The organism is Bacillus sp. RC242 (assembly GCF_044908245.1).
GTDB classification, from domain to species: domain Bacteria; phylum Bacillota; class Bacilli; order Bacillales; family Bacillaceae_G; genus Bacillus_A; species Bacillus_A mycoides.
This window is the reverse complement of record NZ_JBIYCZ010000034.1, coordinates 1-13,451: the sequence shown is the minus strand read 5'-3', so window position 1 is coordinate 13,451 and position 13,451 is coordinate 1. Positions and strand designations below refer to the sequence as shown.

The 13,451-nt window shown below is 32.1% G+C and carries 15 protein-coding genes and 1 pseudogene; 12 read left to right on the top strand and 4 right to left on the bottom strand.

Features of this window, described 5'->3' with window-relative positions; genetic code table 11:
* From ABH957_RS29245 to ABH957_RS29230, 4 genes are all read left to right on the top strand, one after another.
* The coding region (locus ABH957_RS29245) for a cold-shock protein (protein WP_016362199.1) at positions 1-161 on the top strand (161 nt) is incomplete at its 5' end.
* 466 nt (positions 162-627) lie between these two features.
* The gene (locus ABH957_RS29240; protein ID WP_098636681.1) at positions 628-948 is read left to right on the top strand and encodes an ArsR/SmtB family transcription factor; all 321 of its coding nucleotides are present in this window, start codon (positions 628-630) and stop codon (positions 946-948) included.
* Between the two features lie 76 nt (positions 949-1,024).
* A complete protein-coding gene (locus ABH957_RS29235; protein WP_404458123.1) occupies positions 1,025-1,951 on the top strand; it encodes a DMT family transporter in 927 nt (308 codons plus the stop codon).
* Between the two features lie 104 nt (positions 1,952-2,055).
* Positions 2,056-3,486, top strand: coding sequence for an IS4 family transposase (locus ABH957_RS29230; protein ID WP_404512890.1), 1,431 nt, complete (start codon positions 2,056-2,058; stop codon positions 3,484-3,486).
* Between the two features lie 410 nt (positions 3,487-3,896).
* On the opposite strand, the gene ABH957_RS29225 is transcribed toward ABH957_RS29230, so the two are convergent.
* Positions 3,897-4,199, bottom strand: a complete 303-nt coding sequence (locus ABH957_RS29225; protein ID WP_000717615.1) for a hypothetical protein — start codon at positions 4,197-4,199, stop codon at positions 3,897-3,899.
* 155 nt (positions 4,200-4,354) lie between these two features.
* On the bottom strand, positions 4,355-4,552 hold the full coding sequence (locus tag ABH957_RS29220; protein ID WP_149692972.1) for a hypothetical protein: 198 nt from the start codon (positions 4,550-4,552) through the stop codon (positions 4,355-4,357).
* Between the two features lie 471 nt (positions 4,553-5,023).
* Here ABH957_RS29220 and ABH957_RS29215 point away from each other — a divergent pair, with 471 nt between their 5' ends.
* Positions 5,024-5,632, top strand: a complete 609-nt coding sequence (locus tag ABH957_RS29215; protein WP_404512888.1) for a DUF3967 domain-containing protein — start codon at positions 5,024-5,026, stop codon at positions 5,630-5,632.
* A gap of 160 nt (positions 5,633-5,792) precedes the next feature.
* On the top strand, positions 5,793-5,990 hold the full coding sequence (locus ABH957_RS29210) for a hypothetical protein (RefSeq protein ID WP_404512886.1): 198 nt from the start codon (positions 5,793-5,795) through the stop codon (positions 5,988-5,990).
* Between the two features lie 201 nt (positions 5,991-6,191).
* Here the strand turns inward: ABH957_RS29210 and ABH957_RS29205 are convergent, their stop codons facing one another.
* Complete coding sequence (locus ABH957_RS29205) at positions 6,192-6,308, bottom strand: YjcZ family sporulation protein (protein ID WP_002069235.1); 117 nt, start codon at positions 6,306-6,308, stop codon at positions 6,192-6,194.
* 348 nt (positions 6,309-6,656) lie between these two features.
* Between ABH957_RS29205 and ABH957_RS29200 the strand changes: the two genes are divergently transcribed.
* Positions 6,657-6,869 (top strand): hypothetical protein, encoded by a 213-nt coding sequence (locus ABH957_RS29200; protein WP_060752062.1) that lies wholly within the window; start codon positions 6,657-6,659, stop codon positions 6,867-6,869.
* Between the two features lie 732 nt (positions 6,870-7,601).
* On the opposite strand, the gene ABH957_RS29195 is transcribed toward ABH957_RS29200, so the two are convergent.
* Positions 7,602-7,826, bottom strand: coding sequence for a hypothetical protein (locus ABH957_RS29195; protein WP_090835671.1), 225 nt, complete (start codon positions 7,824-7,826; stop codon positions 7,602-7,604).
* A gap of 498 nt (positions 7,827-8,324) precedes the next feature.
* Between ABH957_RS29195 and ABH957_RS29190 the strand changes: the two are divergent.
* The 5 genes and pseudogenes from ABH957_RS29190 to ABH957_RS29170 all read left to right on the top strand — a co-directional run.
* Positions 8,325-8,555, top strand: a pseudogene (locus ABH957_RS29190) (helix-turn-helix domain-containing protein); the annotation flags it as partial.
* 832 nt (positions 8,556-9,387) lie between these two features.
* Positions 9,388-10,854, top strand: coding sequence for a plasmid recombination protein (locus ABH957_RS29185; RefSeq protein WP_404512884.1), 1,467 nt, complete (start codon positions 9,388-9,390; stop codon positions 10,852-10,854).
* Positions 10,855-11,072: 218 nt separating this feature from the next.
* Positions 11,073-11,750 (top strand): Rep protein, encoded by a 678-nt coding sequence (locus ABH957_RS29180; protein ID WP_087997005.1) that lies wholly within the window; start codon positions 11,073-11,075, stop codon positions 11,748-11,750.
* A gap of 666 nt (positions 11,751-12,416) precedes the next feature.
* Positions 12,417-12,977, top strand: coding sequence for a helix-turn-helix domain-containing protein (locus ABH957_RS29175; RefSeq protein WP_404512882.1), 561 nt, complete (start codon positions 12,417-12,419; stop codon positions 12,975-12,977).
* Positions 12,978-13,373: 396 nt separating this feature from the next.
* Positions 13,374-13,451 (top strand): cold-shock protein (locus tag ABH957_RS29170; RefSeq protein ID WP_139212047.1); only part of this gene is annotated, 78 nt, incomplete at its 3' end.

The following is a 13,451-nucleotide window of genomic DNA, read 5'->3' as shown; positions in this document are numbered from 1 at the left end:
GTTTTGGATTCATCGAGCGTGAAGGTGGAGAAGACGTATTCGTACATTTCTCAGCTATCCAAATCGACGGTTTCAAATCTTTAGACGAAGGACAACGTGTAACGTTTGGAGTAGAACAAGGACAACGTGGCGCACAAGCTACTAATGTTCAAATAGCTTAATATTAGCTGATGAAAGACCCTCTTGTAGGGTCTTTTTTTGATTTTGTTACAATATTCCGAATACAACTTTTTTAAGGGGATTTGGGGTGCTTAACTTTTAATGAAAAAGAAGACGTTAGAAATCATAATTTTAGCATTATGGGGTACCGCCACATCGCTATCAAGTCAAGAAATTGGTTGCTCCCCAAAACGAAAAAAACGACCTGAATTCTCATAAGTAACTGTTGTAGTGATATAAAATTTTCGTTTTGGGATACTTCAAAATAGTAACTTGATAGACATGCGGCAGGACCCCTAATAGAAGCAAAAGAAATTCTTTAATTTTAATCCCTATATTTACCAACTATAACTGTAAAAGATGATATACTTATAAATACAAATAGTTAGGATAGCATCAGCAAACTAACCTCATTTACCCTACGTTGATGGTACCATTTTAAATATATTAATTAAAAGGATGCGAAATATGGAAAATTACGAATGTAAAAACAGAGAAAACATTTTAGAACAATTTAGTTTGACGACTCCCATTTTTCAAGCATTGGGTGATGTAAATCGACAACAAATTATCATGATTTTACTTAAAACCGATAGTTTAAATGTAACTCAAATAACAGAACAAATGTCAATTTCAAGACCTGCAGTATCCCATCATCTAAAAATATTAAAGCAGGCAGAATTGGTTAGACCAAATAAACACGGAAAAGAAGTATATTACTCTTTGACAACCAGCAATTTTTTAATTTATATGAAAGAATTAGTATCTGCTATTGAATCAGGATATTAATTTTTTATATAACGCGTTTATAAGTTTGAACTTGTAAACTCATGATTTACACATTCAACAAATAGGAGGATAAATGATGCAAAATCAAAGCTATTCAAACAAAATTTACTTTTTAATGCTATTGGTTCCTTTGTTTTGGGGTGGTTCATTTTCAACAGCTGAACATGTGGTAACAGAAATTCCACCTCTTGTAGCTGCTACTCTTCGTTTTGGTATAGCAGGTGTTATCCTTATGATTTATCTAACAGTAAAATCAGAATGGGATATGGGATCTTTAAAGAAAAGATGGAAGGGCTTATTACTCGTTTCGTTAACTGGTATTTTCGGATATAACGCACTTTTCTTTTTAGGCGTTCATTATACATCCGCGATAAATGGTTCATTAATCATTGCAACAATGCCAATCTTTGTTACACTAGGCTCCATCCTCTTTTTAAATGAAAAATGGAACAGTAAAGTCGGAATCAGTTTAGTTTTATCTTTAGTCGGTGTTATTATCGTTATTACCAAAGGTTCACTTGATATGCTACTCTCATTAGCATTTAATGTGGGGGATTTATTATTTATAGCAGCTCTAGCATGCGGTGTAATATATGGTCTAGTTGGTAAAGCTGTCATGAAAGATGTTTCACCATTATTTGCTACAACAATCATGACTGTTATAGGTTCTTTTTTTCTAGCAATTACTTCATTATTTGAAGGTGGTTGGGATGCGGTATCAAATATGTCTGAACAAAGCTGGTTAGAAATGTTTTATATGGTTGTATGCGGTACTCTAGTTGGATATATTATTTTCAATAAAGGTGTGAAGCAAATAGGGGCGAGTAAAGCTAGTATCTATCTCAACCTGACTCCTATCATTACAACTTTAATTTCCGTAGTATTCTATGGTTCAATCATGAGCTGGAAAGAAATAATCGGAATGATATTTGTATTAATCGGGGTATATATCGCAACTGCAAAAGCAACAAATCAAAGTAAGAAATTTGCCCTAAATGATTAAAGGGGTCCCGCCCCATCGCTATTAAGCTAACAAAACTAAATTTCCTTAAAATGAAAAAATACGCTATTCTTTCAGTAGAATCATAGGAAAGGATGGCGTTTTTTATGTCTGTTTCTGTGTCTGACGAATTACAACTATTGGCTCAAGAGATTCGAAGTTTTTTATCGCCAAATACCTTACGGGATCTTGCTAGAGATGTTGGTTTTGTACAAAGAACCAGTAAGTACCAAGCAAAAGATTTAGTAGCTTTATGTGTATGGGTGAGCCAAAATGTAGCTATGACTTCTTTAACCCAGTTATCTAGCTGTTTAGAATCATCAACAGAAGTACTCATCAGTCCTGAGGGACTGAATCAACGATTTAATAAGGCGGCCGTCCAACTTTTACAACGCCTACTAGCCGAACTACTAAGCAAAAAATTGGCTGCATCTATACCAATTTCTTGTCCATACACTTCTGTTTTCAAGCGTATTCGTATTTTAGATTCAACTGCATTTCAACTCCCAGATGTATTTTCATCGGTTTATCCAGGTGCAGGAGGATGCAGCCATACAGCTGGAATAAAAATTCAACTTGAGTATGATTTGTTAAGTGGACAGTTCCTACATATTCATACAGGTCCAGGTAAACAACATGATCGCACTTACGGCTCTCTGTGTGCCCCAACTTTGACGGCGAAGGATTTATGTATCCGAGATTTAGGTTATTTTCATTTAAAAGACCTTCAATATATACAAGATCAAGAGGCCTACTATATCTCTCGTATTAAGTCGAATACACGTATTTATCAAAAAAATCCTAACCCTGATTATTTTCAAGATGGAAGAATTAAGAAAGGTACAGAGTATATACAGATAGATATGGAGACGTTAATGAACTCTCTTCAACCAGGACAAACATGTGAAATAGCTGATGCTTATGTAGGTATGATTGATAAAGTATCAGCTCGTGTAATTGTTCACCGATTAACAAAACAACAGCAACAAAAACGATTACAAGATCAAGCTGTAAGAGAAAAAAAGAAAGGAATGAAGTATTCTCCTCGTAGTAAACGACTCAGTAGTATCAATGTGTATATGACAAACACCCCTACAGATATTGTCCCGATGGGACAGGTACATGACTGGTATTCTTTGCGTTGGCAAATCGAAATTTTATTTAAAACGTGGAAGTCGTTCTTTCAAATTCATCATTGTAAAAAGATAAAACCAGAACGATTGGAGTGCCATTTATATGGTCAATTGATTGCCATTCTACTCTGCTCTTCTATCATGTTTCAAATGCGCCAATTGCTCCTCATAAAGAAAAAACGAGAGCTTAGTGAGTATAAAGCCATATATATGATTAAAGACTATTTTCTTCTTCTATTCCAAACTATACAAAAAAACACCCAAGGGCTAGCAAAGGTGTTACTTCGCTTGTTCAATCTCCTACAGCAAAACGGGCGGAAGTCTCATCGATATGAGAAAAAAACGGTCTTTGATATATTAGGTGTCGTTTACAATTGTACCCTGTTTGATAATCAAGCTGCTTAATTCAAAAAAGTGAAACCCGTTAGGGTTTATTTCGTATGCAAACCTTTGAATCACCTACACTTGGCCTTTAGAAAAAAGAAACAATCTCGCCTAAAATTGACTTTGCATAAGCTTAGCTTGATAGCGATGGGGTACCGCCAACAAAACGCGAATTTTGTACGCTAAGCAAAAAAAAAACAATAAGCTGTCCACTTGGACAGCTTATTTACATAATTACCGTTATTGGAAGTAAAGTAAACCTCTCTTATTGGGGTACGAACACTGTTCTTGTTATAATTAATCTTTTTCAGAACGTCTATAATCCTCTTTTAAAAAATATATGTAAATATAATAAAAAACGAATGATTAATAGAAATATTCTACGCCACTCGTTTTTTATCGGACTTCTTTTTACTGTACTTTTATTTTCTTTATGAGTTATTAGAAAAATAATTGTCTATATAAGTCTTTATTTTTTCAAAATTCTTTTCCATAAATAAGATTGCTGGTACTTCAATTATTGGAAGATTATTTTCATTATCAAAAGGTGGACACGGTTTGGGAACTACCAAATAGTCAACTGAGTTTTTATCCCTAATATAATTAATTGAAACATCATAATACTTAGAAAAATATTCCTTCAAATCATCCTGATTCCTTAAAAATGGTAGAGAAAATATTGAACCATAATTTATACCAGCGTCGACAATTAATACAAAGCATATTTTTTTCATGATACACCCTCCTCGTATAATAAGTTTTAAGTTAATAACTGTTCCTTGAAAATTAAATAGTTTTTATCTTCAAGAGCTACATCAAAAAGATGGTGTATGGGTAAAATTTAGTCTTGGATACTGGGGGATTTCCCTACCTTATTCAAAGAAAGGCATTACATGCTATTCCGAATGCAATAAAACAAATAAAATACTAAGACAACAACAGTAATAATACTCGATGCTGTTCTGAAAGTTTTGTTTTCATACGTTTTATTTAACAAGAAGAAGAACAAAACGACCCAGACCCCGTTGGAAAAGAATGATGTTAGTGCATTGAAAATAACTCGAAACACAAACATAGAGTCTTCCATTAGCTTTTCACCCCAGTCATTTTCCTTATTATACCATTCTTAAAAAGTGATGTGCGGTGTTTTTTTGATTGTATATTCTATACATGCTTGGTTAACATAACGTCCTATTATCGGTAGTAAATATTTTGATAGAACCCTTGTTTTGATGGGGTTCTTTTTTCTTTTCTAGTAAAATTGATATGCATGATTTTATACATGGCTGATATAGCGGGGATCCGAAGGATCCTTGCTATTCTTTTTTTGTATAAAATCTTGTATAAATAAAAAAGATTTTGATGCTGGTATCCAGATGTAATGAGTATTCAATTTTAAAATTTATATGTGTTCCTAAGATTGGGTCTGTAATATGAACTATACAAATTATCTATGTAAAGATTATGGGAGTTAAGAATTTGAAACAAGTGATACGTGAATTATTAGGAAAAAGGGTATATCATTGCTATAGCGAATATATTTTTGAGGTGAGACGCTATGAAGACGTTATATAGTCCTGGCGACGTGGCAGAGCAATTAGGTATCCAATCTAGTACATTACGTAAGTATGCTGATGTACTAGAAAAAGAGGGTTATACTTTCATAAAGAATGAACGTGGGCATAGGAAGTATAGAGAAAGTGATGTAATGGTGTTTCGTAAGGTTATCAATCTAAAGAACGACACAGACATGACATTAGAAAACGCCACAAAACAAATAGTATCATGGCATCAAGGCGTTGAGGTATTGCCATTAGAGCGACACGAAATTGAGCGCTATGAAGAACCGGATTTCAACGCTACAACGCTACAGACGATGCTTCAAGATCAAAACGAGGTCATTGAAAAGCAAAATGAATTACTACAAGAATTAAGCAAACGTTTAGTCAAACAAGACCAGCGATTCGCACAAAGAGAATCAGAGTTATTGAGCGCTATACAAACGATACAGGAATCCCAAACGCTTATAGCGACGAATACTAGTGAAGACGTAGCGAAGAACCAGAAACGCGATGAAATGCTCATGCAAACAATAAGGGAAGTCCAGGAAGTTAAGAAGATGATTGCAGCAAGTAAAGATAAGAAATGGTATGAGTTTTGGAAATAATCTTTTGAAATTTGATTAATTATCTCTTGTCACTTCTAAAAAATATAGGAAAATGAATACAAAAGTAAAGCTTAGAATTATATGAGAACTCTGAGCTTTTTGGGATACTACTAATAATTGGATTTTATGTGAACTAAATCTTAGGAAGAAGGAATTGAAAATGAATAAGAAATGTCCTAATTGTGGTTCTAGAGAAATCGGGCAAAATTCATTAAATGCCCAAGCATGTTTAAGACTTATTAGTACGAATAACCTTTTTAATCAATTTTCAAGAGTGATTGCTGATGTTTGCACGGAGTGTGGTAACATTTTATCTATGAAAGCAGAACATCCAGAGTATTTTAAAGTAGATAAATAAAAATTACTGATAATATAGATTATGTGAATGAAAAATCCCTTTAGAAGGAAGATCTGAAGGGATTTTTTTATAGATTTTGAGATACATGGACTGCTGATAAGTGGTGTTATGGTAACTTTGGTTGTGTAGAGAATATATATTGGTTTTTTTTGCCAATAAAGAAAGGACACTCTTATAAGAGTGTCCTTTCTGATAGTTTTTTTAGCAGAAACAAGAAGCTCCAACTATGATTAATAAAATAAATAATACAACTAATAAAGCAAATCCTCCAGCAAAGCCGCCGCCTCCACAACTACCACAACTACCACCAAATCCCATAATACTTCCTCCTTCAGATAAGAGGATCAAACACGGGGTCACTCATGTATTTTAACGGATTCACTTTACTTTATGTTTTTACGTATTAATTGAGCAGGTCCTTTTGAAAGTAAAGAAGATATTGATTTATGATTCAATATCTTCTTTACTTATAGTGTTTTGAATGTATACTTTTGTTATGTATTTTGAGGATATCAGGGGAATTGGTGTTAAGTCAATGTTTAAGGGGAAATGAATGTAAACTAATAATGAAAAGTTTACTTTCGTTTTTTTATTAGATATATATAATTTAATATACACATTAATAAGATTAAGAATAGTATAATATTGTTAAAAGGAGATGGTTTTATGTTGAAAATAGAACAAAACAAAGTAAGATTAATTTCAGGAATTAGCTTATTAATATTGGTTTTGACTAATTCTTTTATAAAAAGTGATTTTTGGGTTATTTGTATAGATGTAATTTTAATTTTGGTTAACTTAGTTTTATTTATTATTTCTAGAGATATAACAAAAACTAAGTTACTTAGAAAAATGAATAAGTTAGATGAAATAAAATAATTTTTTGTTATTTTTAAGGATAAAAGATGATAAATGTGAAATCATCTTTTATTTTTTTTGATGAAAATTGAAAGTAAACTTCTATCTAAAGGTTTACTTTCATTCTATAGGCGCACTTATAAGTATGTTTAATCTAGATAAAACCTCGCTATCCTGTCATTAGTCCTAATATAATAAGCCAAAAATTATACTAATCCTATAAAACCACAAATAAAAAAGTGCAAAATCTATCTACAGATTTCGCACCAAAAAACAGATAACAGCTACAATCACTCGAAACATAGGAGAGTGTTTCAACACTTATTATAACCTATATATTTACATTTTTGCGTATTGATTTGAAAATATGTAAAAATTCATTATTTTATTTTGAATTTTCTTTTTATTTTAGTTATACTAAACAATAAAGAGACAAATCTCTCTTAGGCTGTCAATAATTATGCTAACGAAACACACCCAAAACCAAAAAACCAATTCCCGTGTAATGGAATTGGTTTTTTGGTGTACAGTTCATTCAAACAACAACTTGAACCCACTTCCATTTTCAATCTAATTTTATCATAAAAAACTCGTATTCCTTATATTTTTCTAACAAATAACTGAAAATCTAACAATTGTATTTTCATTTCAAAAATACAACTTATCTATATTTAAAACATGTTAATTCAATTGTAGAAGATTTGAAATGCATATTTTAAAGTTTAATCTAAGTCTAATTTGGAATATTTTGTCTTAATCCCCTTTTTCGGGGGATGGGCAAAAACATCCAGATTGTATATATTCTTGATAAATCTTTTGTGAATCTATTTCTGAAATGTTTCGTTTTTTCATTTCAGTTTTAATGAGATCTATTTCTTGATACATAGCTGTTGAAAGAATTCCTTTTGCTATGTTTTTATTAATTTCTATAAAAAAACCTACTAAAAGAGCATCTGATAATTGTTTATATAAAGACAAAAATGTTTCCTCCTCATAAAAAATCATACAGATAAAACATTGTTATTTCCTATATATTCTATAAACTAAATTTTCACCCTGGTTTACTTAGACGGAATATTGGTGAACAAAATTAATAATTGTATCTGTGTATATACTATATCTTAATTTCATGATTTCAGTATATATATAATATATTTCAATTTCTAATGTAAACAAATATTTAAAAGTTTACTTTCACAAAAATAGAAAGAGAGTCCTATATCCCTGGGATTCTCTTTCTATTTTTTTTTTTGATAATATTATTTTAGTTGAATATAAATTAGTCTGGATGGAACAATTATATATGGGGTTTTCTTTCCAACAGTTTAACTGAAAAAATAGTAAAAATCATATATTGGTCCTTGATCTAAATTGAAAGATAAGACATGCAAACCATTGGTTTACATGTCTTGGACTAATGGTTTCTTTATTTATTACTGTTTTATATGCAATGATTCTTGTAAAGGGGTGAATGTGATGAGTTTAGGTCAGCAATTAAAAAAGTTTCGTGAATTAGAAAGTTTTTCACAGGAAGATGTAGCTCAAAAAATTGGTGTGACTAGGCAAGCTGTTTATAAATGGGAAAATGATAAAAGTTATCCTGACATCGATAACTTAATTTTACTTAGTGAGTTGTATAAAGTAACACTTGATGAATTGATAAAGGGGAATGAAAATTTCAAAAAAAAAATAAGTATCGATGATAAAAGTAACATAAAAGAAGTTTGTTTACCTGAAAAAAATGTTATGAATGCATTAGAAGAACATAAGAACAATTTTACAGAAAATAATAAAGTAGTGAAATACTATACGGTTTTTTCTGTAGGAGCATTTGGGGCTCTTTCAGTACCTATATTATTTGGTGAAATGAATGTATCTTCTAATTTACCATTTTTACTTGCTTTTATTATTAGTAATATATGGATTTTGTGTAATAAAAATATTTTATGGGATAAAAATATTTTAGAGTATTTTCGAAAAATGATATATTTTACCAAAAGTGCAACAATCGCAGTACCTTTAGCTTTATTTTCCTTACATATAATTATAAATAAAAATATTGAAACATTTTCTATATATTATCTATTAATTTACTTTGTAATGGCTATGTTATATCTTACTTTTTTAAGATATTTACTGAAAAATAAACAAACGAAAAAATACAGTGTCTGTCAACGGTAAGCGGACCGTAGGGAGCATTAAGGAGTTGACAGACTAACCTATCCCAAGACCCTCTTGTGGTTGTCAAACGGTACCCGTTTGACCCTGCCTACCGGCGAGGGAGCCCCCTCAAAAATGAGGGGGTTGGGGGAGTTTTTTAAATGGGGTCTGGGGAAGATTTCCCCAGTGGGTTTGGGCAAAAGCCCAAGGTTTTGTTTTGCCACGTAGCACGTGGCTCGGCAAAGCCGAAGAGCGTCGCAGACCCCTATCGATTTTGATGCGCGCGTCAAAATAAGTATAGGGTTACTCTAATTGACTCCATTTCGTCGCTTTGCTAGACTTATGGTATCAATTAATCTAGGAAAAGTGGTGGCATTTTATGTTAGGGTCTATCTCATTTAATCAATCTCACCAAAGTTCATTGAGCCACAATAACAGAGAAAACATTCATGGAAATCCTGGTATAGATCTATCCAGGTCAGAGGAGAATATTTACTTTGTTCAAAAGGACATCCGAAGTGTATACAAGGATATCTTTCAAAAAGCGTTGGACAAGTATAATGAGAAACAAAAACGGAATGACCGTAAGATTGATGATTACTATGACAAAATACATAAAGACGATAAGACGCATGAGCAACGAGAACTCGTTGTAGCGATTGGGGAAGGTAAAGACGACCCAATGTATAGAGAGGCGAAAAAAGAAGCACTGAAGCGCTATGCTGAGTCGTTTCAAGAGCGAAATCCAAATCTAGTAGTTTATAACATGGTTTTACATGATGATGAAGCCAATCCACATTTACATATTAACTATGTACCGAATTTCGAAAGTAGTCGAGGATTAACGAGGCGTGTCGGAATGGATAGAGCTTTGCAGCAACAAGGTGTAGAAGGAACGGGAAGAAAGTTAATTGCACATTGGAGAGAATTAGAAACGGCCTATATTGAACAATTAGCGAAAGAACAGATTCCGAATTTTGAACGTGCCAATGTAGGTTCACATAAATACATGAAAGTCCGTCAATACAAAGAATATGCAGAAACAAAATCAATTGTTGAGAATCAAGTACAAGAAAAAGAAATGCAGTTACAAACGATTGACCATCATTTAAAAAACGTTGAAGAGAAAACAAACGAATTACAAATAGCGAAAAAGAGTTTGGAAAGTGATGTCGTTGATAAGTACAAAGAATTAGAGATAGTGAAACAAGAAGTAGAGAGTGAAAGTGAAAAGCTACAGCTAATTGACCAGCGTCATGTAGAGTTAGAAAAAAGAGTAAAACAAATGCAAAAAGAATTAGATAGTGTTACGGATCAAGTACCCAATGAACCTGTTAAAATTCCATTTTTACGTAAAGAAGTAGTAGTAGAAGTACAGGATAAAATGTTTGGAAAAGCTGAAATCACGAAGAAACAGACAAGAAATTATGTGTTATCACCAGAACAATATCAAGAATTAACAAAGCAAGTGAATGCAGCGGTTACTATTAAAAAGGATTATGAGCGTTTGAAAAAAACAGATTTTGTGAAAGAGAATGAGAGTTTAAAAGCGCATGCAGAGGGATGGATGAAAGAAAATCGAACGTTGAAACAAGAAAAAAGTAAGTTACAAAAAGAAGTTGGTGTATTAAATATAGAAATTAGCTCATTAAAAGCTCATATAAAGGTTTTGCAGACGAATATAAGAGTTTTGTATGTACAAACGAAAAAAGTTTTAAAAGAACAATTTAAGGTGTTTAGAGGGATTGTTAAAAATGAATTGGATAGCAAGGGAGTAGATAATCAATTTGAACGTGAACATAAGAGAGAAATAAGCAGACATCGAGATTTTGATAGGGAACGGTAAAAAAATAGGGAAACTTTGTTTTTATCTTCAAGGTTATTGAAAACGTGATAGAATGAAAAAAAAGAGCCATGCTGGAACATGACTCTTTTTATAGGGTATTCTACGAAAATACCTAGACTTCATTTATCTGATTATAGATTATCATAATTTGTTTTATAATCAAATAGCAAAAAATAGGTGTTTTTGTTGATTCCCTTAATTTAGAGGAGGAATTAACAATGAATGAAGAATTGGGACAAGCTTTAAATCAAGCTGATAGAAATGCTAGAAAAAGAGATTTTGAGAAAGATGGAAAACAAAGAGACCAAGCTGAGGAACTAAAAAAATCTCTTTTACAACAGTTAAAAGAATTAACTGGAGAAGACCATTATGTTGGAACTAATAAAGATCCATTTGCTGGAGAGCCATTTAATCAAGTAATGCACAGAAATTTAGATTTGTTGAATAATATTGGTTATTTAACTCAAGCAGAGGAAAGTTTTTTATTTAGAATTCAAGCTTATTTGGAGTTTAGAAGTAATGTTATTATTTGTAGAGATGATAAATTTAAAAGAAAACGAAAGAGTGCTGAGGAAGATTATGAGTTACCAAAAGCAGCAACTGTTTCTGAAATTGCTGAAATGATAGGGAAATCAAGAGAAAAAACTTCTTTGGTTATGAATTCATTAAAGAAAAAAGAAATTTTACTTAATCCAGAAGGTGCTGGACAAATTATTGAAAATGGTCGCACTGTAAGTCCTAGAACATGGGTGGTAAATCCTTATATAATGATTTGTGCACCTCGAAAAAATGAAGTGAAACTTGATAAATTAACGATGAGATTGTTTCAATATTCTTTGAAAAATCTTAAAGATCAAAATGGTAAAAAGGTAAAATTACCAGCTAGATTTTTTTAGACTATATCAATTTGATATAGTCTTTTTTATATGTATTTCAAAGCAAGTTATCCTCTTTTTTTACTTAATTGTATTTTTTTAGGTGTGACGAAAACGTCACAAAAAGACTTAAAAGTGTGACGTTTTCGTCACACCCTGAAAAGTGTATTCAACCCAGTCATATCAAGGGATTCACACGTTTTTTGTAGATGCTCTCTATTATCACTATTATTAAAGGCTAAAAGTTCCGCAAGGAACAGGTAGTATTTTTGAGCAAATAACGCTCAAAAATCTCCACCTTCAGAAAAAGAAAAGTCGGTTCGTTATTCCTCACCTAAAGGCTATAGCCTTTTCTTTTTTTTTCTGTCCTTGCGGAACTTTTTTCGGCTGGTTTTTAGCTTTCGCCAAGCCGAACAGACCAAAAACGGGATTAAGTTGCTCGACTTGGATCAGCAATTGTACCAGCCGAACCGCCAGTTTTTCCGTTCAAGGTATTCTTCTTTTTCTATATGGAATCAACGCTATGTGGGGTTTCGCCCCCACACGACGAGCCAGCACTCACACCCAAAAACAGGGGGAAATAGCATGATAAAACATTTTTACACCTTAAAATCACGTTATTATAAAGAAGTTTGGTAGTCTTTAATTAGCCTTTAATTTAACCTCAAACTTAAGGGAGATGTATAAATGAACATTGGTAAACAGATACATTATTTTCGTAAAGGGGATAATATGTCCCAAGAGGAGTTAGCAGCAAAAATTCATGTTTCCAGACAATCTATTTCTAACTGGGAAAATGAAAGAAACTATCCAGATATTCATAATTTACTAATGATGAGTATTCTCTTTAATGTCTCCCTGGATAATTTAGTTAAAGGAGATGTAAAGATCATGAAAGAAGAACTTCAAAAATCAACTTTCTTTAAGTGGAGTTATATCATGTTAGCATTAATGATTATAATTCCTATTTCTACCGCACCTGTATTTTACTTTTTTGGTTATTATGGCCTTATAATACCTTTGGTACTTACGATGTTGCTTATGTTTTCATTACAGCAAGTTGAAAACATAAAAAAAGAGCATAATTTAAAAACTTATCGTCAAATAGTTGATTTTATAGAGGGAAAACCTGTAAGTGAAGTAAAGCCTAATATAAAAGACAAATTATTAAAAATAGGTTTGATGCTTGCAAGTGCTTTAATTAGTTATAGTTTGATTTATTTAGGATTGAGTGTATTTGGAAGATAACTTGGAAAACTATTAAAAGTTCTCCGGATTGTTTAGCTGGAGGACTTTCGTGTTCATATAATTATCGTTATCAGAAGTAAAATTTAACTCGAAAATAGCTAATTTTATCAGTTGTTGAATGTCTGAAAAAAATCAAACCAATGATATTGTCGAGATCCTTTGGCAACTTCTTGCTGTGATGACTATCATAGTGACTTTTTCTCCAGCAATCACTATTAGTGGCTAGTTACCATAAGGAATTTTTTTAAAATTTGCTATTTTTTTGAAATTATGTTAATCTAAGAATGACCTATTTTTGTTCGGTTTGAGATTAAGAATAAATTTTGTTTTTCGTCTAAGGTATTTGAGCAAGGGTAGTAACACATGTGTGGGTATCCATACTAGGAGGCAACAATTATGGAACAAGGTAAAGTAAAATGGTTTAATGCAGACAAAGGTTTTGGATTCATCGAGCGTGAAGGTGGAGAAGACGTA

What these genes read in the sequence shown, in the direction of transcription:
- ABH957_RS29240 (WP_098636681.1), top strand. Translation starts at nt 628, where the DNA reads ATGGAAAATTACGAATGTAAAAACAGAGAAAACATTTTAGAACAATTT.
- ABH957_RS29235 (WP_404458123.1), top strand. Translation starts at nt 1,025, where the DNA reads ATGCAAAATCAAAGCTATTCAAACAAAATTTACTTTTTAATGCTATTG.
- ABH957_RS29230 (WP_404512890.1), top strand. Translation starts at nt 2,056, where the DNA reads ATGTCTGTTTCTGTGTCTGACGAATTACAACTATTGGCTCAAGAGATT.
- ABH957_RS29225 (WP_000717615.1), bottom strand. Translation starts at nt 4,199, where the DNA reads ATGAAAAAAATATGCTTTGTATTAATTGTCGACGCTGGTATAAATTAT.
- ABH957_RS29220 (WP_149692972.1), bottom strand. Translation starts at nt 4,552, where the DNA reads ATGGAAGACTCTATGTTTGTGTTTCGAGTTATTTTCAATGCACTAACA.
- ABH957_RS29215 (WP_404512888.1), top strand. Translation starts at nt 5,024, where the DNA reads ATGAAGACGTTATATAGTCCTGGCGACGTGGCAGAGCAATTAGGTATC.
- ABH957_RS29210 (WP_404512886.1), top strand. Translation starts at nt 5,793, where the DNA reads ATGAATAAGAAATGTCCTAATTGTGGTTCTAGAGAAATCGGGCAAAAT.
- ABH957_RS29205 (WP_002069235.1), bottom strand. Translation starts at nt 6,308, where the DNA reads ATGGGATTTGGTGGTAGTTGTGGTAGTTGTGGAGGCGGCGGCTTTGCT.
- ABH957_RS29200 (WP_060752062.1), top strand. Translation starts at nt 6,657, where the DNA reads ATGTTGAAAATAGAACAAAACAAAGTAAGATTAATTTCAGGAATTAGC.
- ABH957_RS29185 (WP_404512884.1), top strand. Translation starts at nt 9,388, where the DNA reads ATGTTAGGGTCTATCTCATTTAATCAATCTCACCAAAGTTCATTGAGC.
- ABH957_RS29180 (WP_087997005.1), top strand. Translation starts at nt 11,073, where the DNA reads ATGAATGAAGAATTGGGACAAGCTTTAAATCAAGCTGATAGAAATGCT.
- ABH957_RS29175 (WP_404512882.1), top strand. Translation starts at nt 12,417, where the DNA reads ATGAACATTGGTAAACAGATACATTATTTTCGTAAAGGGGATAATATG.